The sequence below is a fragment of the Georgenia sp. 311 genome, assembly GCF_006151955.1.
In the GTDB taxonomy this organism is placed as follows: domain Bacteria; phylum Actinomycetota; class Actinomycetes; order Actinomycetales; family Actinomycetaceae; genus Oceanitalea; species Oceanitalea wutianyii.
The window spans coordinates 47,832-67,288 of the sequence record NZ_VDFS01000046.1; the positions used below are offsets into that span (position 1 = coordinate 47,832).

Consider the following 19,457-nt stretch of genomic DNA (forward strand, 5'->3'; position numbering starts at 1 on the left):
TTGAACCTGCGACCTCCGGGTTATGAGCCCGGCGAGCTACCGAACTGCTCCACCCCGCGTCGGTAAGCACCACCTTACGCGGCGATGCCCACCCAGGGCAATCCGGCGAGCTGTGAGTAGCCTCACCGCCCGCCGGAGCCCTGTCAGCCTCCGCTGTCGGCGGCCGGTGTCGTCGCCTCGTCGGCCGGCGCGGTGGCACCGTCCTCCGGGGGCGGCGGCGTCCCGGCCGCGGCGGCGTCGAGCTCGGCCTGTGCCTGGCTGGCCGCCTCGAGCGCCTCCTGGAGGCGCTCCTGGGCCTGGCCGTAGTTCACCCAGTTCCCCTCGCTCAGGGCGGCCTGGCCGTCCTCGAGCGCCTGGTTGGCGTCCTGCAGGGCCCGGGTCAGCCGCTCCTGCGCCGCGGCGTCGACCTCGGTCGTGCCGCCGGGCTCGTCGGTCGCCGGCTGGTCGTCGGGCGTCTCGCCGACGACGTCGGCGTCACCGCCCTCCGCACCGGAGTCACCGCCGAACACCTGGTCCAGCGCCTCGGTGAGCGTCGGCGCGAAGCCGATCTCCTCACCGAACGCGACGAGGACGTACTGCAGCAGCGGGTACTGGGTGCCGGCCGAGGCCTGGACGTACACCGGCTGGACGTAGAGCAGACCGCCACCGACGGGCAGGGTGAGCAGGTTCCCGCGCAGCACCTGCGACCCGCCCTGCTCGAGCAGGTTGAGCTCGGTGGAGATCGTCGGGTTGGAGTTGAACGTGTTCTGCACCTGGCCCGGTCCGGGCACGGTGACGTCGGAGGGCAGCTCGAGCAGCCTCAGCTGCCCGTAGCCCTCTCTCACCTCCCCCGGGGTGTTGCCCGTCTCGGAGTCCACCGCGAGGAACCCGGTGAGGATGTTCCGGTCGGTCTGACCACCGGGGATGAAGCTCGAGGTGAGGGAGAACTCTGCGCTCTCCTGCCCCGGCATCTGCAGCGTGAGGTAGTACGGCGGCTGCGGGACGCCCTCGCCGGCGGTCGGGTCGTTCGGGATGTTCCAGAAGTTGCCGCCGGAGTAGAACGAGGCCGCGTCGGTGACGTGGTAGCGGCTGAGCAGCTCGCGCTGGACCTTGAACAGGTCCTCCGGGTAGCGCAGGTGGCTCATGAGGTCGCCGCTGATCTCGCTGATCGGCTGGATGTGGTCGGGGAAGACGTTCTTCCACGTCTGGAGGATCGGGTCCTCGGGGTCCCACTCGTAGAGCGTGACCTCACCGTCGTAGGCGTTGACGACCGCCTTGACGGAGTTGCGGATGTAGTTGACCTCCTCCGGCGCCGGGCCGACGACGACGCCGCCGAGCTCGTCGGTCAGCGCGTCCGTCGTCGCGTCCTCCAGGGACTCACGGGCGGAGTAGGGGTACTCGTTCGTCGTCGTGTACCCGTCGACGATCCACACGAGGTCCTTCGGGGTCGACTCGTCGCCGTCCATGTCGACGATCGCGGGGTAGGCGCGGGCGTCGAGCGTGAGGTACGGGGCGACCTTCTGGACGCGCTCGTGCGGGTCGCGGTCGTAGAGGATCTGCGAGTCGGCGTTCACGCGGTCGGAGAAGAGGATCTGCTCCGAGCCCATGCGGATCGCGTAGAGGAGCTGGTTCCAGAAGTTGCCGAGGCTCGGCCCGCCGTCGCCGTCGTAGGTGGTGTTCACCTGGCCCTGCGGGGCGTCGTCGCTGGGGTAGTCCAGCTCCCACGGCGAGGTGCCCTCCGGGGCGCCGACGATCGAGTACTCCGGGGTGCTCTGGCCGAAGTAGACCCGCTCCTCGTACTCCCCGAGCTCACCGATCGAGGGGATGCCGTACTCGAAGAAGGCCGGCTGCCCGTCCGCCGCGACCGTGTTGCCGTAGGCGGCCACGGCGCCGAAGCCGTGCGTGTAGACCGTGTGGTCGTTGACCCAGGTGCGCTGGTCGGAGCCCAGGCCCTCCTGGTTGAGCTCGCGGATCGCGATGACGGTGTCGCGCTTCTCGCCGTCGATCTCGTACCGGTCGACCGCCAGGGTCTGCGCGAAGTCGTAGTACTGCCGGTTCTGCTGCAGCTGGCGGAACGTCGGGGAGACGATGTTCGGGTCGAGGAGGCGGATGCTGGCGGTCGACTCGGAGTCGTTGCGCAGCTGGCCGGCCTCGGTCTCGGTGACCGCGTCGTAGGGCTCGGTCTCGATGTCGTCCAGGCCGTAGGCCACGAGCGTCGCGTCGATGTTGCGCTGGATGAACGGCGACTCCGCCTCCACCGCGTTCGGCGTCACCTGGAAGCGCTGGACGATCGCCGGGTAGATGCCGCCGACGACGACGCCCGAGACGATCATGACGCCCACGCCCGCGGCGGGCAGCAGCCAGCTGCCGCGGAACGCGGAGACGAAGAAGAGCACCGCGATGATGACGGCGATGACCGCGAGGATCGTGCGCGCGGGCAGGTTGGCGTTGATGTCGGCGAAGGACGCGCCGGCGAACCGGTCGTTCTGGCCGACGAGCAGGGAGTAGCGGTCCAGCCAGTAGTTCGCCGCGATGAGCAGGACGAACACCCCGGCCATGATCGACAGCTGGATCCGGGCCGCGTTGGTCACCCGCTGCGGCCGGCCGCCGATCTGGATGCCGCCGTAGAGGTAGTGCGTGACGAGCGAGGCCACCGCCGTGATGAGGACGACCGTCATGAGGAAGGAGACGATCGTGCGCATGAGCGGCAGGGTGAAGACGAAGAACCCGATGTCCATGCCGAACTCGGGGTCCGTCTGCCCGAAGGGCTCACGGTTGAGCCACATGAGGACCGCGCGCCAGTTGGCGGTCGCCGAGATGCCGGCGAACAGGCCGAGGACGAGCGGGGCGCCGATCATGACGAGGCGGCGCAGCGGCTCCACGCTCTCGCGGTAGCGGTCGAGGTTCTGCTGCTCGGGGGTGACCGGGGCGTAGATCGGCCGCGACCGGTAGGCGAGGCGCAGCCCGAGCCACACGGGCACGGCCATGAGGACGAACCCGAGGACGAAGAGCACCGCACGGGTGCCCCACTCACGCCACAGGACGTCCTCGAAGGACAGGTGGGAGAACCACAGCACCTCGGTCCACAGCTGGGCGGTGATCATGAGGAGCACCGCGAGCGCCGCGAGGACGATGAGCGTGGGCACGAGGGCACCGCGTCGTCGGCCTCCGGCCGGTCGCGGTGGACGTGGGGCGGGGGCAGCTGTCACGAGGTGGCACCTTCGGTCGTCGTACTGGCGGTGGGCGGCAAAGACCCGCCCTCATGGGGCAAACGCGCGGCCCTGCACCTAGGTTCCCACACCCGCCGTTCCGCCGTCCGGCAGGCGACGCTGCGCCTCCGGCGCCGCGCCCCCGTCGGGGGCGAGTGGTTCGGGTGGGGAGCGGTGGGGGATCATGGCCGCATGACGGCTCCCGACCTCAGCCCCCGCCAGCGCGCCCTCCAGGGGGCGGTCCTCGACATCGAACGGCACGTGAGCTCGCTGGGGTGGGACTCCCCGGTGCTCGTCTTCTCCCTCGTCCGCACGGCGGACGCCCTGGCCGTCAACCCCGCCATCGCGAGCGAGCTGCCCGAGGGCGCCGTGGACTCGGCCGCCGCCGACCCCGAGCACCTCCTGTCGATCGAGCAGGACGGCCTGCCGCAGGCGGCGACGCTCGAGGAGCTGCTCGCCCAGCTCGCGTGGCCGGCGGAGGTCGACGGCGCCGCGATCGTCGTCGAGCGCATCGTCGTGCCGCCGGAGGCCGAGACCGACATGCCCCGCGACCCCGACGCCGCCGTCGCCTACCTCGAGGCCCACCCCGACCGGCAGGACGTGCGGATCGCCGTCGGCGTGCTGCGCACCGGCGAGTCCTGGTGCGCGCTGCGCTCCCGGCTCCACGACTCCGACGACGCCGTCGGCGGCTCGCCCGACGCGGTGCCCGGCCTCGTCGAGGCGCTGCGCGCGACCTTCGACTAGGAGGCCGGCCCGCTTAGGAGGCGGGGCAGCGCGGCAGGTCTGCGGTGTCCCCCGCGCCGACCGCCTCGAGGGCCGTGACGGCGTCCGAGACCGTGTCGACGGCGATGACCTCGAGCCCGTCGGGGACGTGGCCGGTCACCTCGTCGCAGTTCTCGACCGGGGCGAGGAACAGCGTGGCGCCGTCGCGGACCGAACCCGCCATCTTCTGCCGGATGCCGCCGATCGGGCCGACGTCGCCGGCGAGGTCGACGGTGCCGGTCCCGGCGATCACCTCGCCGTTCGTCAGCTGCTCGGGCGTGAGCTTGTCGATGATCGCGAGGGTGAGCATGAGGCCGGCGCTCGGGCCGCCGATGTTCTCGATGGCGAAGTCGACCTCGAACGGGAGCTCGACGTCCGGGGAGATCATGACGCCGAGCAGGCTGCCGCCCTTGCCGTCGTCGCCCGTGACGACGTCGACCGTCGTCTCCTCCCCACCGCGCTCCACCCCGAGGGTGACCGTGGACCCGGGCGGGGTCCGGCCCAGGACGTCGTCGAGCACGGCGAAGGAGGTGAGCTCGGTCTGCCCGCCGTCGGGCGTGGAGATCGACAGGAGACGGTCCCCGGACTCCAGCAGCCCGGCCGACGCGCCGTGCGGGGAGGTCCCGGCGACCGTCAGCTGGGTGGGCACGTCGGTGCCGAGCTCGGTGAGCGCGGCGACGGTCGCGTTGGTCTGCGAGGAGCTCATCTGGAGGCTGGACTCCTCCTGGACCTCCTCCCGGGTCTGGTCCGGGTCGAAGGCCGACTCCCGCGGGACGACGGTCGTGCTGCCCGACAGCCACCCGGCGACGACCTGCGCCGCGGTCGCCGGGTACCCCGGCCCGCCGCGCGTGGAGACGGTGGTGAGCAGCAGCTCCCCGTCCGTCGGGTAGGTCTCGGCGCCCTCGACGGTGATGAGCGGGACGTCCTCGTCCACGTCACCGAGCGTGTCGACGGTGGGGCCGGGGCTCTGGATCGCGTACGGAGGGGTGACGAAGAGCATCGTGAGCGCGAGGACGAACGTCACCGCGCCCGCGACCGCCGCAGTCACCGTGCGGGGGCTGAGCAGCGGCCGGTCGTCGTCGGGCCACTGCGGCTGGGTCGCGGGCGGCTGGTCGGGTCGAAGGCGCACCGCCTCATCATCACCCGGCGGCGACCACGCCGCCGACCGTGTCTCGCCCTGGGCGAAACGGCCCGGCGGGGAGCCTGACCGCGACGGTGGCGGGGTTACCGTGGAACTCCCCGAGGACTGGAGCAGCGGAGATGAGCGAGGACCCGAGTCGCCCCGGTGAGGACAGCTGGGAGGAGCTCCTGCGGTCCATGCTCGGACCGCAGGCAGCCGAGGAGGCGATGAGCGCCATGCGCGCCGCCGGCCTCGACCCCGAGACGATGGCCACCGCGGCCGGCCTGCCGCAGGACCGCAACCAGCTCGCCATGATGCTCCAGCAGATGCAGCAGGTGCTCGCTGCCGGCGGGAACGACCCGGTGAACTGGGCGCTGGCCGGGGACCTCGCGGGCCAGGCCGTGCGCCAGGCCGGGGACCCGACCCTCACCGCCGCCCAGGCCGCGCAGGTGACCCAGGCGCTGCAGGTCGCCGACCTCTGGCTCGACGCCGCCACCGAGCTCGGACCGACGACGGGCACCAAGCAGGCGTGGTCCCGCAGCGACTGGGCGCAGCGGACCATGCCGACGTGGAAGCGTCTCGCCGAGCCGATCGCCACCTCGGTGGCGCGGGCGATGGAGAGCGTGCTCGACGAGCAGGCCGGCGAGCTCGGGGAGCACCCGCTCGCCGCGGGGCTCGCCGGCGGTGCGGGCGGGATGATCCGCCGGCTCGGTGGCGCCGTGTTCGGCATGCAGGTGGGCCAGGCCGTCGGCACGCTCGCCGGCGAGGCCTTCGGCACGTCCGACACCGGCCTGCCGCTCGTCGAGGCCCCGGACACCGCGCTCGTCCCCGCCAACGTCGCCGCCTTCGCCGAGGGGCTCGACGCCCCGGAGGAGGAGGTGCGCCTGTTCCTCGCCGTGCGCGAGGTCGCGCACGCCCGCCTCTTCGCCCACGTGCCGTGGCTGCGCGCCCACCTCCTGGGCGCCGTCGAGGCCTACGCGCGGGAGATCTCCATCGACACCGGGGCCATCGAGGAGGCCATGCGCTCCCTCGACCCGAACGACCCCGAGGCGCTGCGTGAGGCGTTCTCCGGCGGCGTGTTCGTCCTCGAGCGCAGCGAGGCCCAGGAGGCTGCGCTGCTGCGGCTGGAGACGGCGCTGGCCCTCGTCGAGGGGTGGGTCGAGGTCGTCGCGGGCCAGGCGGTGGCCCCGCACCTCCCCCACGCGGTCCCGCTGCGCGAGATGATCCGCCGCCGCCGGGCGGCCGGCGGGCCGGCCGAGCAGACCTTCGCCTCGCTCGTCGGGCTCGAGCTGCGGCCCCGGCGGGTGCGTGAGGCCGCCGAGCTGTGGAGCAACCTCGGCCGCGAGCGCGGCCAGGAGGCCCGTGACTCCCTGTGGGAGCACTTCGACCTCATGCCGACCGCGGAGGAGCTCGACGACCCCGCCGGCTTCGTCGCCGCCCGGGACGCCGCCGCGGCCGGCCAGGACGACGTCGATGCCGCTCTCGCGAGCATCTTCGCCGGCACCGAGCAGCCGGGAGTCGAGGCACCGACGGCGGACGAGGGCACCGACGAGGCCGCTGGCCCCGGCGAGGGAGAGCCCGGCGAGGGCGAGCCCGACGATGGCGGGCGGCCCGCCGGCTAGGCCGGCTCCTCGTCCGGTCCGGGCGCCGCGTGCCCGGCCTCGCGCCGGGCGAAGGACACGCCCTCGAGGAACCCGCGCGCCCGGGTGGTGTGCGGGTAGCGCTCGACCCACGCCCAGAAGTCCGGGCCGTGCCCGGCTGCGAGCAGGTGGGCGAGCTCGTGGACGAGGACGTAGTCCAGCACCCACGAGGGCATGCCCTTGAGCTGGTCGGAGATGCGGATGGTGCCGGTGGACGGGGTGCACGAGCCCCACCGGGTGGCCTGGTTGCTCACCCAGGCCACGGTCTGCGGACGGGCGCGGCCCTCGAGGTAGCGCTCGGAGAGCCGCCCGGCGCGCTCGGCGAGCTCGGCGTCCGACGGGCGACGGCGCCGCCCGCTGCGCTCGAGACGCGCGACCATCCGCGCCACCCACTCCTCCTCCTCCGCGCGGGTGAAGCGGTCGGGGATCGCCACGACCGTGCGGCCGTTCTCGCGGAACGCCTGCACGGTCTTGGTCCGGCGACGGCTCCGCCTCACCTCGATCTGCGTCATGTCTCCAGGCTACGGCGACCCACCGACGCGCCGGGGCGCTCCCCCGGCGTTGTCCACAGGAGGCGGGCCGGGACCCTCGACGTACCGCTCGCGGTGCCATCCTGGGCGCGGGAGGGCGAGGATGCGACTACGACCAGGCAGCCACGTGCTGTGGCGCCGCGAGGGCACGAGCCAGGTCCACGCGGACCCGGAGCTCGCCGTCGTCCTCGACGGGCTGAGCGTCGAGGAGCAGCGGCTCCTCGAGGGCCTGGGCCGGGAGACGAGCGAGAGCGCCGTCCTCGCCCGGGGTCGGGAGCTCGGGATCCGGGCGCCGCGGGTGCGCGAGCTGCTCACGCGGCTCGAGGCGTGCGGCGCCCTCGAGCGCGACCGAGACCCCGCCGTCGGCCACCACGGGCTGGGCGCCGAGCTCGACCACTGGTCGCGCGTCGCCCAGCGCGACGCGCGCGACGTCCTCACGCGCCGCCAGGAGGCGGTGGTCGCGGTGCTCGGGCTCGACCGCCTCGGGCTGCTCCTGGCGAGCGGGCTCGCGGCGGCGGGCGTCGGCACCCTGCTCACCGAGGACCGCGCCCGGGTGCGGCGCGAGGACGTCGGCCTCGGGGGCTACACCCTGCGCGACGTCGGGGAGCAGCGCGGCGACCGGGCACGGGGGATCCTGCGGCTCACCTACCCGCACGTGCGCACCTCCGCGCCGCCGCGCACCCGGCCCGACCTCGTCGTGCTCGTCGACCACGGCGTCAGCGACCCGGTCCGGCTGCGGCCGCTCGTGCGCGAGGACGTCACCCACCTGCTCGTCGTCGTCCGCGAGGTCGACGTCCTCGTCGGGCCGCTCGTCACGCCCGGGGGCGGACCGTGCGGGCGGTGCGTCGAGCTGCACCGCACCGACGCCGACGACCGCTGGCCGGCGCTGGCGACCCAGCTCCTCGGTGCCCCGGACCGCGGGGTCGAGACGACGTCGGCGCTGCTCGCCGCCGGGACCGCGGTGGGCGAGGTCCTCGCCCACCTCGACGGGCGTCCCGTCACGACGTCGGGCACGAGCCTGGCCGTCGACGCGCGCCGGCCGGTGCCCCGGACACGGCAGTGGCCGGTGCACCCGGAGTGCGGGTGCACCGGCCTCGCGGTGGTGCCGGGCGGTGCCGAGCCGGCCCGCGCGTGACGTCAGGCCGCCGGCTGGTGCTTGCGGGGACGACCGCGACCACGCTTCGTGGCCACGACCTCACCGCCGATGAACACCTCGCCGCCCCACACGCCCCACGGCTCCGCGCGCTCGAGGGCACCGGCGAGGCAGGCCTCGCGCACGGGGCAGGTGCGGCACAGCGTCTTGGCGAACTCGACATCCGCCTGACGCTCGGCGAACCACAGGTCCGGGTCCTGTGCCTCCTGGCACGGGGCGAGCGCGGTGGACTCCTCCAGGACGAGGGCCATCGCCTCCTCGGGGAGCGGCCACGACTGTGACGACCCCTGGCTGAGGCGGTCGAGAAGGGTGGTGAGTTGCACGAGTGTCTCCGTGGGTGCGAAGCCGGGTCTGGGATCGACTGCGGCATTCCCCGGGAGGGGTGGACCGCAGTGAGGAGCGGCGCGGTCCGGCGGAGAACGTGTGCTGTTCTACGACGTCCGGAACGTGCCGCCCCCGATGGGGGCGAGGTACGGGCGAGGGCGGGCCGGCATACCGGCGACGCCGGCAGCGGGACTGGTGAACCGGAGCATCCCGGCCCACTCGGCTCGTGCTCGGCCGGTGGCTACGTTCGTGGTCACTGCGGTTCACCTCCCTCTCGCACATGGGGCCCCCGTGTGCTGGCTAGGCACGGGCCCTGTTCGGTCACGGACGTGGAGGACATTACGCCCGCCTCCGGACGGGGGGCAAGGTATTTACGGCGACTGTTCTGCGCACTTCGCCCGGGGCCCGGAGCCGGCTGTGCTGCGGGCGAGAGCGTCAGGCTCCGGGTGGGTCGACGAGGACTTCCTCGCCGCGCACGATCGCGAGCACGGCCGGGCCGTACGCCTCGAGCTTCGCCGCCCCGACGCCGCGGAGGAAGCCGAGCTGGCGCAGGTCCTTGGGGCGGGCCTCGGCGATCGCCGCGAGCGTGGTGTCGTGCAGGACGCTGTGGCGCGGCTTGCCGGTGGCCGTGGCGACCTGGTCGCGCCAGGCACGCAGCCGCCCGACGAGCTCGGCGCCCTCGGGGTCGCTCGCGGCGACCTCGGCGAGCCGGTCCCGTCCCGAGGTCCGGGCCGCGGGACGGCGCCGGCCCCGCTCGCCGTCGGGCCACAGCCCGTCGAGGAAGCGGGACGGCTTGCGCGAGGCGCGCCCGCCGACCGTGCGCGCCCGGGCGTAGGAGAGCATGAGGTGCTCGCGCGCCCGGGTGATCCCGACGTACAGCAGCCGGCGCTCCTCGGCGACGGCGTCCTCCGTCTCGGCGAGGGAGATGGGCAGCAGCCCCTCGCTCACGCCGATGAGGAACACGGCGTCCCACTCCAGCCCCTTGGCCGCGTGGAGGGAGGCGAGGGTGACGCCCGAGACGGTCGGGGCGTGCTGGACGGCGGCCCGCTCCTCGAGCTCGGCGACGAGCCCGGGAAGGTCCGCGTCCCGGGTCGCGGCGAGGTCGTCGGCGAGCGCGACGAGCGCCTGCAGCGACTCCCACCGCTCCCGGACGGCGCCGCGGGCCGACGGCGGGTCGGCGGACCAGCCGACGGTGCCGAGGACGTCCCGCACGGCCTCGGGCATCGGCTGGCCTGCCGCCGAGCGGGCCGCCCCACGCAGCAGCACGACGGCCTCGCGCACCTCCCGCCGGGAGAAGAAGCGCTCGCCACCGCGCACGAGGTAGGAGATGCCGGCCTGCGCGAGCGCCTGCTCCACCGCCTCGGCCTGCCCGTTGGTCCGGTAGAGGACGGCGATCTCGTGGCGCGGCACCCCGCCCTTCTCCAGCCGGGCGATCTGCGCGGCGACCCCGGCCGCCTCGGCGACGTCGTCGTCGAAGGCCTCGAACCGGACGGCCGGGCCGGAGGGGCGCTGCGCCTGAAGGTGGACCGCCGCGCTCGAGCGGTGGCGCCCGGCCCGTTCGAGCACCTGGTTGGCGAGCGAGACGACCTGCGGGGTGGAGCGGTAGTCGCGCACGAGCCGCACGACGGCGGCGCCGGGGAAGCGGCGGGAGAAGTCGGTGAGGAAGCGCGGGCTCGCCCCGGTGAAGGAGTAGATCGTCTGGGACACGTCCCCGACGACGCACAGCTCGCTGCGCTCCCCCAGCCACAGGTCCAGCAGGCGCTGCTGGAGCGGGGAGACGTCCTGGTACTCGTCGACGACGAAGTGGCGGTACTGCCGGCGCACCTCGGCCGCGACGTCGGCGCGCTCCTCGAGGATCCCGACGGTGAGGAGGAGGACGTCCTCGAAGTCGATGACGCCGCGCTCGGTCTTGACGTCCTCGTAGAGCTCGAGCAGCCGCGCGACGGTGGCGCGGTCCTGCCCGGCCGGGGCGCCCTCGCGTCCGGCGGCCGCGGCGCGCGCGACGTAGTCCTCGGCGGTGACGAGACTGACCTTGGCCCACTCGATCTCGGCGGCGAGGTCGCGGATGCTCACCCGGTCAACCGCGAGCCCGAGCCGGGAGGACGCCTCGGCGACGAGCGGCGCCTTGTGCTCCTGCACCTTGGGCACCCCGCCGCCGATGGCCGCGGGCCAGAAGTAGGACAGCTGGCGCAGGGCGGCGGCGTGGAAGGTCCGGGCCTGCACCCCGCCGACGCCGAGGTCACGCAGCCGCGAGCGCATCTCCCCCGCCGCCCGGGCGGTGAACGTCACGGCGAGCACCGCGGTGGGGTTGTAGGCCCCGGAGCGCACGCCGTGGGCGATGCGGTAGGTGATCGCGCGGGTCTTGCCCGTGCCGGCGCCCGCCAGGACGCACAGCGGCCCGGTGAGGTGCTGGGCGACGGCGCGCTGGTCGTCGTCCAGGGCGGCGAGGAGCTCCTCGCTGCTGGGGATGGTCGTGCTCGTCATCCCCGCCAGTGTCTCAGCCTGCGCCGACACGCGGGTGCGCCGTCCCCAGCCGCGACGCGGGAGGAAATGCGCGGGGGCGCGGGCGCGTTACGGTCTGCAGAGCATTCCGACCACGAGGAGCCACGTTGACCACGACCGCGCCCGAGCCCGGCACCATCACGATGTACACGACCAGCTGGTGCGGCTACTGCCGCCGGCTGAAGAAGCAGCTCGAGGGCGAGGGCATCGGCTACCGCGAGGTGAACATCGAGGAGCACCCGGAGGCGGCGAGCTTCGTCGAGGAGGTCAACGGCGGCAACCAGACGGTGCCGACCGTGCTCTTCCCGGACGGCTCCGCGGCGACCAACCCCTCCCTCGCCGAGGTCCGCACCCGGCTGGGCTGAGCCCCGTCAGGCGGGCGGCTGCGGGAGCGGGCCGCCGAACCAGTCCTCGATGAGGGCGCGGGCGATGGACGTGCGCGTCGGCAGGTGCACCTCGCCGTCGGCCACGGCCGCCCCGAGCTCCTCCCGACTGAAGAAGCGGGCGGCGGTGAGCTCGACGCCGTCCACGACGACGTCGGTGCCTGCGCCCTCGGCGACCTGCGCCCGGAACGCCGTCATGAGCGAGCACGGGAAGGGCCAGGGCTGGCTGCCGACGTACCGCACGTCGCCCACGACGACCCCGGTCTCTTCCGCGACCTCCCGGCGCACCGCGGCCTCGAGCGACTCCCCGGGCTCGACGTAGCCGGCGAGCGTGGAGTACCGCCGCTGCGGCCAGTGCGCCGCGTGCCCGAGGAGGAGCCGGTCCGCGGCGTCGACCACGGCCATGATCACCGCGGCGTCGGTGCGCGGGTAGTGCAGCGAGTGGTCGACGAGGCACCGGCGGACCCAGCCGCCCTCGACGACCTCCGTCGCCTCCCCGCACCGTGGGCAGCGCGGGTTGCGCTCGTGCCAGGCCGCGAGCGCCACCGCCGTCGTCGCCAGCCCGGTGTCCCGGTCGCAGAGCCGGTCCCCGACGTCACGCAGGTGGGCGAAGCGGGCGCCGGCGGCGAGGCTCACGAGCGGCGCGTCGGTGTCGACGGGTGCGCCGTCGACAGTCCCGCTCCTGGCCGAGGTGCTCGGGCAGGACGAGCGCGACGTACCGCGCGGTTCCCTCCCGGCCGAGGTAGAGGACGTGCTCGGCGGTCCACGCCGCGTCCGGCACGTCCGCGACCGGGAGCAGCGAGAGCCCGTCGTCCTCCGCCACACCGAGGAGCCCTCGGTGGACGAGGACGACACGGGTGGCGTCGTCCCGACGCAGCTCGGTGAGCAGGTCGGGACGGGCGCGGGCCGCGCCGTCGGCGTCGACGGTCGTGCGGGCGAGGGGCAGCTGGGCGAGGACCACGTCGGCACCGTACCGGCCGAAGTTGAGGCGCGCCGTGCCGCGTCGGGCGCTGAGGGGCCTGGTCGGCCTAGGGTTGGCCCGTGGCACGCAGATCCCCCCTCGCTCTGGCGGCGCTCGCCACGGCGGCGGTGCCCGGGCTCGACGTCGTGGCGACCCGGTCGCCCCAGAGCACCACGGCCGACTTCCAGGTCACCGGGGTGCTCGACTCGGGCGGCCGGCAGTGGGTCGTGCGCTGCCCCCTGCACCCCTCCGCGGGTGCCGCCCTGGAGGCGGAGGTCGTGCTGCTCGCCGCCCTCGCCCCGTACGTGACCAGTGGCGCGCTGCCCTTTGCCGTGCCGGAGCCCGCGGGCTTCGCGGCCCTGCCCGAGGGCGGCCGAGCGATGGTCTACCGCCAGCTGCGCGGCCGGCCGCTCGACCTCGAGCGGCTCGGGCCGGGCCCCGGCCTCGCCGCGGACCTCGGCCGCTGCCTCGCCGCTCTCCACGAGCTGCCGGCGAGCGTCGTCGAGGACGCCGGCCTGCCGAGCTACACCGCCGAGGAGTACCGCAAGCGCTGCCTCGCCGAGGTCGACATCGCCGCCCGCACCGGGCACGTGCCCACCCTCGTGCTCGAGCGGTGGGAGCGGGCGCTGGAGGACGTCGCGCTGTGGCGCTTCCGCACCACCCCCGTCCACGGTGACCTCGCCGAGGAGCACGTCCTCGTCCTGGACGGCGAGGTGAGCGCGGTCATCAGCTTCTCCGAGGCGCACGTCGGCGACCCGGCGGTCGACCTCGCGTGGCTGCTCGCCAGCGCCCCGGAGGACTGCCTCGACGCAATCGAGGAGGCCTACGCCCTCGCCCGGCCCGAGAACGCCGACACCTACCTGCTCGACCGTGCCCAGCTCGTCGGCGAGCTGGCCCTGGCCCGCTGGCTCGTGCACGGCGTCAACACCGGGAACGACGCCGTCGTCGCCGACGCCACCGCGATGCTCGCCGACCTCGCCGAGCAGGTGCGCGACGCCGAGCCGATCGGCCACCGCGAGCCCGTCGTCGTGCCCGGGCGGCCCGAGGACTGGGCCGAGGCCACCGAGGACGCCGAGGAGACGGACGCCGACGAGGCGGGCGTCGACCCGAACGCGACCGCCGAGCTCCCCTCGCTCCGGGCGGACGTCGCGGCCCCGGCCGACGCCCCCGCCGGCGACACGCAGACCGCCGCGGAGCCGGAGGAGGACGAGGAGCCGGAGGCGGCCCGCGAGCCGGCCGACGAGGAGCCCCCCGCCCGCGACTGAACGGGCCCCGCCGACGTCGTCCTCCACCCCGACGCGCCTCCGGATGCGCACTTCGCCCACCACGTGTTTCCTGTGTGACGAAGCCGGTCGCGGCAGACCGGTCTCGACGCCGAGGAGGGGCATCGTGCGACGACCGCGGACGACAGCCACGGCCCTGGCGCTCGCCCTGGCCCTGGGCCTCGGTGCCTGCGCCGGTGAGTCCGGGCCACCCGTGCTGACCTGGTACATCAACCCGGACGACGGTGGTCAGGAGGAGCTCGCGCAGATCTGCAGCGAGGAGGCGGACGGCAAGTACGTCATCGAGACCTCGCTGCTCCCCCGCGACGCCGCCTCCCAGCGCGAGCAGCTCGCCCGGCGCCTCGCGGCGTCGGACTCCTCGATCGACATCATGAGCCTCGACCCGCCGTTCATCCCCGAGCTCGCCGAGGCCGGGTTCCTCGCGCCGGTGCCGGAGGAGCTGCAGGAGACCGAGGACGTCGTCCAGGGCGCCGTCGACTCCGCCACCTGGGCCGACGAGCTCGTCACCGTGCCCTTCTGGGCCAACACCCAGCTGCTCTGGTACCGCAAGTCGGTGGCGGAGGAGGCCGGGCTCGACCTCGAGCAGCCGGTCACCTGGGAGCAGCTCATCGACACCGCGAGCGACCTCGACGTCCGCCTGGGGGTGCAGGGCGCCAAGGCCGAGTCGCTCACCGTCTGGATCAACGCCCTCATCGCCTCGGCCGGCGGTGAGGTCATCACCAACCCCGAGGCCACGGCCGAGGAGGTGGAGTTCGCGCTCGACTCCGACGCCGGGCGCGCCGCGGCCGACGTGCTCCGCAGGATCGGCCAGGAGGGCCTGGCGGGCTCCGGCTTCCCGACCGCCGACGAGAACGCCTCGATGAACGTCTTCCGGGGGGACCAGGGCTCCTTCATGGTCAACTGGCCCTTCATCTGGCCGGCCCTCAACGCCTCGAACCCGGAGATCGTCGAGGACATCGGGTGGGCGCTGTACCCGCGGGTGGACGAGGACACCGACACCGCTCCCCCCGTGGGCGGGATCAACCTCGGTGTCAGCGCGTTCAGCGAGCACGTCGACGACGCCTACGAGGCCGTCGCGTGCATCGTCCGGCCCGAGCACCAGGCCACGTACTTCGTGACGAACGGCAACCCGCCCTCATCCGTCTCGGCGTACGAGGACGAGCGGGTGACCGAGGAGTTCCCGATGGCGGAGACCATCCGGGAGTCCCTCGAGCTGGCCGTCCCCCGTCCGCAGACGCCGTACTACAACGAGGTCTCCATCGGCCTGCAGGAGACGTGGTACCCGCCGGCCTCGGTCGACCCGGAGACCACACCGGGTGAGTCGGCCGACTTCATCAGCGCGGTCCTGCGAGACGAGAGGCTGCTATGAGCTCCAACATCCCCGCTGCCGGTCCGGCGGCCGGGCAGCGTCCCGACGGCCCGACGCCGCGCGCGAACGGCCGTCGCCGCTCCCGGCGGACCTCGGACCGCTCGCGGTCGGAGGCCCGGCTCGGCTGGTACCTCGCCGGCCCGGCGTTCGTCATCATGCTGCTCGTCACGCTCTACCCGATCCTCCAGGCGCTGTACGACTCGCTGTTCAGCCTGCGGCTCACCGCCCCCGACGAGACCGAGCTCATCTGGTTCCGCAACTACCAGGTGGTGCTCGGCGAGCCGGTGTTCTGGCGCTCGCTCGGGGTCACCGCGCTCATCACCGTCATCACGGTGCTCATCGAGCTCGTCCTCGGGTTCCTGCTCGCCCTCGTCATGCACCGCGCGATCCAGCGCCTGCGCGGGCTCATCCGCACGGCGATCCTCGTGCCGTACGGCATCATCACCGTCGTCTCCGCCTTCGCCTGGCTGTACGCCTTCGACATCGACACCGGTTACGTCAACCACTGGTTCAGCTGGGTCCCGGGGATCACCGAGAACCTCAACTGGTTCGCCCAGGCGGGCACCTCGCTGTTCGTCATCATCGCCTCGGAGGTCTGGAAGACCACCCCGTTCATCTCGCTGCTCCTCCTCTCCGGCCTGGCACAGGTGCCGGGAGAGCTCGAGGAGGCGGCCAAGGTCGACGGCGCGACCGGCTGGCAGGTGCTGCGCCGGGTGATCCTGCCGAACATGAAGGCGGCGATCATGGTCGCCGTGCTCTTCCGGGCGCTGGAGGCCTTCCGGATCTTCGACAACGTCTACATCATGACGCGCGGCGCGAACGACACCGAGGTGCTGTCCCTGCTCGCCTACAACACCTCGATCGGTCGCCTGGAGATCGGGCTCGGCTCGGCGATCTCCGTCCTGCTGTTCCTCTGCGTGCTCATCATCGCGGGGGTGGCCGTCAAGGGCTTCAAGGTGGATCTCGCCGGCACGACGGGAGGCAAGTGATGAGAGGGCTGTCCGCGAAGCAGAAGGTCGGGTGGATCGCCATCACGCTCGTCGTGCTCGTGTGGTCGCTCTTCCCGGTCGCCTCGATCCTCATGACGTCCTTCAAGACGCAGGCGGGGCTCTTCTCCGGCACGTTCCTCCCCGAGGAGTGGACCTGGGAGAACTACGAGACGATCCTCGCGCCGGGCGGCAGCGCCCAGGACCTGTTCCTCCCGTCGCTGCGCAACTCCATCGGCATCTCGCTCATCGCGACGTTCATCGCCGTCGTCCTCGCGACGTTCTGCGCCTACGCCATCGCCCGGCTCGACTTCCCCGGCAAGCGGGTCATCCTCACGACGGCGCTGGCAGTCTCGGTCTTCCCGGTCGTCTCGATCGTCACGCCGCTGTTCAACCTCTGGCGCTCCATCGGCCTGTACGACACGTGGCCCGGCCTCATCATCCCCTACCTGTCCCTCACCCTGCCGATCTCGATCTGGACCCTCGCCGCGTTCTTCCGGCAGATCCCGTGGGAGCTCGAGCAGGCGGCGCAGGTGGACGGCGCCACCGCGTTCCAGGCCTTCCGCAAGGCGGTCGTCCCGCTCGCCGCGCCCGGCGTGTTCACCACGGCGATCATCGCGTTCTTCATCGCGTGGAACGACTTCGTCTACGGCATCTCGCTCACCTCGACCAGCGCCGCCCGTCCGGTCCCGGCGGCGCTGTCCTTCTTCACCGGCGCCTCGCAGTTCGAGGAGCCCACCGGCGCGATCTCGGCGGCGGCCATCGTCGTCACCGTGCCCGTCGTCATCGTCGTGCTGCTCTTCCAGCGGCGCATCGTGTCCGGCCTCACCCAAGGCGCAGTCAAGGGCTGAGCCCGCAAAGGAGTCCTCCCATGGCATCGATCACCCTCGACAACGTCGTCAAGACCTACCCGGACGGTTTCACCGCCGTCAAAGGGGTGGACCTCGACATCGCCGACGGCGAGTTCGTCATCCTCGTCGGGCCCTCCGGCTGCGGGAAGTCCACCCTGCTGCGGATGATCGTCGGGCTGGAGGACATCACCGACGGCGAGCTGCGCATCGGGGACGAGGTCGTCAACGACAAGGCGCCCCGCGACCGGGACCTCGCGATGGTCTTCCAGAACTACGCCCTGTACCCCCACCTCACGGTCTACGAGAACATCGCTTTCCCGCTGCGGCTGGCCAAGGGCCAGTACACCGAGGAGCAGATCGACGAGCGCGTGCGGAACGCCTCCACGCTCCTCGAGCTGGACGAGCACCTGCAGCGCAAGCCCGCCAACCTCTCCGGCGGGCAGCGCCAGCGCGTGGCGATGGGCCGTGCGATCGTGCGGCGCGCCAAGGCGTTCCTCTTCGACGAGCCGCTGTCCAACCTCGATGCCAAGCTCCGCGGGCAGATGCGCACGGAGATCGCCCGGCTGCAGCGCAACCTCGCCACGACGACCGTCTACGTCACCCACGACCAGACCGAGGCGATGACCCTCGGTGACCGGGTGGCCGTGCTGCGCCGCGGCGAGCTGCAGCAGGTGGCCAGTCCTCGCGGGCTGTACGACCAGCCGGTCAACCTCTTCGTCGCCGGGTTCATCGGCTCCCCGCCGATGAACTTCCTGCCGGGCATCGTCGAGGGCGACGTCCTGCGCCTGCCCATCGCGGAGGTGCCCCTCGACGACCGGCTCCGCGCCGCCGTCGGGGACCGCGACATCGTCATCGTCGGCATCCGCCCCGACTCCTTCGAGGACGCCGACACCCTGGAGCCGGACCGCGCGGGCGCCGGCGTGCACTTCGAGGCGGACGTCGACGTCACCGAGTGGCTCGGGGAGGTCCTCTACGCCTACATCCCGTTCGAGACGCACGACGCCGTCCGCCAGCAGCTCGAGGACCTCGACCGGGACCTCGACGGCGAGGGGATGCGCTCCCAGCTCATCATCTCCCTGGACTCGGTGAGCACCGTGCGCGCGGGCGACACCGCCGAGCTGTGGTTCGACCCCACCGAGATGCACGTCTTCGACGCCCAGTCCGGGGACAACCTCACCCGCGACGAGGAGCGGGCCGCCACGCTCGAGAAGGACGCGCGCGAGCAGCGCACCCGGGCCCTCGAGCGGGCGCGCAAGCGCGCCGAGCGGGAGTCCGCCGCGGCCGCGTCCTGACGCCGGGCCCCCTCAACCGTCGAGAGCTCGAGGGCGGGATGCGCACTCCAGCAGGCCGTCGTCACCGTCCTCGAGAAGGAGACCCCCACATGATCGTCCGCAGCTTCCACGACCTCGACGACACCGAGTTCGACGTCCGGACGCCGAGCTGGCGCTCCAAGCGCATCATCCTCGCGCGGGACAAGGCCGGGTTCTCGGTCCACGAGACCACCTTGTACGCCGGCACCGAGAACGAGTTCTGGTACGCCAACCACATCGAGGCCGTGATGATCATCGAGGGCGAGGGGACGATCACCGACCTCGGCACGGGTGAGACGCACGAGCTGCGCCCGGGCACGACGTACCTGCTCGATGAGCACGACAAGCACGTCGTGCGCCCGCGGACCGAGATCCGCACGATCTGCGTCTTCAACCCCCCGGTCACCGGCCGCGAGGTCCACGACGAGAACGGCGTCTACCCCCTCCTCACCGAGGACGACTGACGCAGCCCCGGCGCCGGACAACCTCGCACAGGTGTCCTCGGGGCACGCCCCTCAACCGCCGAGAGCTGGATCATGCACTGTGCATGATCCAGCTCTCGGCGCGTGTGGTGTGAGGCGCGTGTGGCGCGGCGCGGTTGCCGCGTCGGGCGTGCTCGTCAGGCCAGGTCGGTGAGCCAGCGCAGGAGGAGGCGGGCTCCGTAGCCCGTGGGGCCCTCCGGGATCTCGTGGCGAGCCTTGGTCGCGCGCCCGGCGCCGGCGATGTCGAGGTGCGCCCACGGGGTGTCCCCGGCGAACCGCTGGAGGAACAGCGCCGCGGTGATCGACCCGCCCATGATGTGCGGGTCACGCGACTGGTGGGAGATGTCGGCGACGGAGGAGTCCAGGCTCGCGCGGTAGGACTCGACGAGCGGCAGGCGCCACACGCGCTCCCCGCTCACCTCACCGGCGCTCGTCAGCGCGGCCGCCAGCGTGTCGTCGGTCGCGTACAGGCCGGCGTGGGTACGGCCCAGGCCGAGGGTGACGGCGCCGGTGAGCGTCGCGACGTCGACGAGGACGTCGGGACGGGCGGTCTGCCGCACCCAGGCCATCGCGTCGGCGAGGACCATGCGGCCCTCGGCGTCGGTGTTCGAGA

The 19,457-nt window shown here is 73.1% G+C and carries 17 protein-coding genes and 1 pseudogene; 10 read left to right on the forward strand and 8 right to left on the reverse strand.

Features of this window, described 5'->3' with window-relative positions; genetic code table 11:
- Nucleotides 1-143: 143 nt before the first annotated feature.
- Nucleotides 144-3,125 carry a UPF0182 family protein gene (locus FHE66_RS10190; protein WP_139072848.1) on the reverse strand — a complete coding sequence of 994 codons (2,982 nt, stop codon included), beginning with the start codon at nt 3,123-3,125 and terminating at the stop codon, nt 144-146.
- A gap of 255 nt (nt 3,126-3,380) precedes the next feature.
- On the opposite strand from FHE66_RS10190, the gene FHE66_RS10195 reads away from it, so the two are divergent.
- Nucleotides 3,381-3,932, forward strand: a complete 552-nt coding sequence (locus FHE66_RS10195) for a PPA1309 family protein (RefSeq protein ID WP_139072849.1) — start codon at nt 3,381-3,383, stop codon at nt 3,930-3,932.
- A gap of 13 nt (nt 3,933-3,945) precedes the next feature.
- Here the strand turns inward: FHE66_RS10195 and FHE66_RS10200 are convergent, their stop codons facing one another.
- A complete protein-coding gene (locus FHE66_RS10200; RefSeq protein ID WP_255303686.1) occupies nt 3,946-5,079 on the reverse strand; it encodes a PDZ domain-containing protein in 1,134 nt (377 codons plus the stop codon).
- 131 nt (nt 5,080-5,210) lie between these two features.
- Here FHE66_RS10200 and FHE66_RS10205 point away from each other — a divergent pair, with 131 nt between their 5' ends.
- A complete protein-coding gene (locus FHE66_RS10205; RefSeq protein WP_139072850.1) occupies nt 5,211-6,692 on the forward strand; it encodes a zinc-dependent metalloprotease in 1,482 nt (493 codons plus the stop codon).
- Here FHE66_RS10205 and FHE66_RS10210 read toward each other — a convergent pair.
- A complete protein-coding gene (locus FHE66_RS10210) occupies nt 6,689-7,222 on the reverse strand; it encodes a M48 family metallopeptidase (RefSeq protein WP_139072851.1) in 534 nt (177 codons plus the stop codon). The two genes, FHE66_RS10205 and FHE66_RS10210, sit on opposite strands and share 4 nt — an antisense overlap.
- Before the next feature lie 121 nt (nt 7,223-7,343).
- Here FHE66_RS10210 and FHE66_RS10215 point away from each other — a divergent pair, with 121 nt between their 5' ends.
- Entirely contained in the window at nt 7,344-8,375 is a 1,032-nt protein-coding gene (locus tag FHE66_RS10215; protein WP_139072852.1) for a thiamine biosynthesis protein ThiF, read from the forward strand.
- 2 nt (nt 8,376-8,377) lie between these two features.
- Here the strand turns inward: FHE66_RS10215 and FHE66_RS10220 are convergent, their stop codons facing one another.
- Together FHE66_RS10220 and FHE66_RS10225 are read right to left on the reverse strand one after the other, a co-directional pair.
- Complete coding sequence (locus FHE66_RS10220; RefSeq protein ID WP_139072869.1) at nt 8,378-8,644, reverse strand: WhiB family transcriptional regulator; 267 nt, start codon at nt 8,642-8,644, stop codon at nt 8,378-8,380.
- Nucleotides 8,645-9,152: 508 nt separating this feature from the next.
- Complete coding sequence (locus FHE66_RS10225; protein WP_139072853.1) at nt 9,153-11,201, reverse strand: ATP-dependent helicase; 2,049 nt, start codon at nt 11,199-11,201, stop codon at nt 9,153-9,155.
- 161 nt (nt 11,202-11,362) lie between these two features.
- Between FHE66_RS10225 and FHE66_RS10230 the strand changes: the two genes are divergently transcribed.
- Nucleotides 11,363-11,584: a mycoredoxin gene (locus FHE66_RS10230; RefSeq protein ID WP_139072870.1), complete on the forward strand. Its 222-nt coding sequence runs from the start codon at nt 11,363-11,365 to the stop codon at nt 11,582-11,584.
- A gap of 6 nt (nt 11,585-11,590) precedes the next feature.
- On the opposite strand, the gene nudC is transcribed toward FHE66_RS10230, so the two are convergent.
- Both nudC and FHE66_RS15870 read right to left on the reverse strand, forming a co-directional pair.
- A complete protein-coding gene (gene nudC, locus FHE66_RS10235) occupies nt 11,591-12,238 on the reverse strand; it encodes an NAD(+) diphosphatase (protein ID WP_255303687.1) in 648 nt (215 codons plus the stop codon).
- Nucleotides 12,198-12,563, reverse strand: coding sequence for a hypothetical protein (locus FHE66_RS15870; protein WP_255303688.1), 366 nt, complete (start codon nt 12,561-12,563; stop codon nt 12,198-12,200). Before FHE66_RS15870 ends, nudC begins: the two co-directional genes overlap by 41 nt.
- 80 nt (nt 12,564-12,643) lie before the next feature.
- Between FHE66_RS15870 and FHE66_RS10240 the strand changes: the two genes are divergently transcribed.
- From FHE66_RS10240 to FHE66_RS10265, 6 genes are all read left to right on the forward strand, one after another.
- Nucleotides 12,644-13,828, forward strand: a complete 1,185-nt coding sequence (locus tag FHE66_RS10240; protein ID WP_139072855.1) for a macrolide 2'-phosphotransferase — start codon at nt 12,644-12,646, stop codon at nt 13,826-13,828.
- 124 nt (nt 13,829-13,952) lie between these two features.
- Nucleotides 13,953-15,215: an extracellular solute-binding protein gene (locus tag FHE66_RS10245; protein ID WP_255303689.1), complete on the forward strand. Its 1,263-nt coding sequence runs from the start codon at nt 13,953-13,955 to the stop codon at nt 15,213-15,215.
- Nucleotides 15,212-16,204 (forward strand): carbohydrate ABC transporter permease, encoded by a 993-nt coding sequence (locus FHE66_RS10250; protein WP_139072857.1) that lies wholly within the window; start codon nt 15,212-15,214, stop codon nt 16,202-16,204. The genes FHE66_RS10245 and FHE66_RS10250 overlap by 4 nt, the downstream gene beginning before the upstream one ends.
- The gene (locus FHE66_RS10255) at nt 16,204-17,052 is read left to right on the forward strand and encodes a carbohydrate ABC transporter permease (protein ID WP_139072858.1); all 849 of its coding nucleotides are present in this window, start codon (nt 16,204-16,206) and stop codon (nt 17,050-17,052) included. Before FHE66_RS10250 ends, FHE66_RS10255 begins: the two co-directional genes overlap by 1 nt.
- Before the next feature lie 20 nt (nt 17,053-17,072).
- On the forward strand, nt 17,073-18,344 hold the full coding sequence (locus tag FHE66_RS10260; protein ID WP_139072859.1) for an ABC transporter ATP-binding protein: 1,272 nt from the start codon (nt 17,073-17,075) through the stop codon (nt 18,342-18,344).
- 89 nt (nt 18,345-18,433) lie between these two features.
- Complete coding sequence (locus FHE66_RS10265; protein ID WP_139072860.1) at nt 18,434-18,826, forward strand: ectoine synthase; 393 nt, start codon at nt 18,434-18,436, stop codon at nt 18,824-18,826.
- 155 nt (nt 18,827-18,981) lie between these two features.
- Here FHE66_RS10265 and FHE66_RS10270 read toward each other — a convergent pair.
- Nucleotides 18,982-19,457 (reverse strand): annotated as a pseudogene (locus FHE66_RS10270) (leucyl aminopeptidase family protein); the annotation flags it as partial.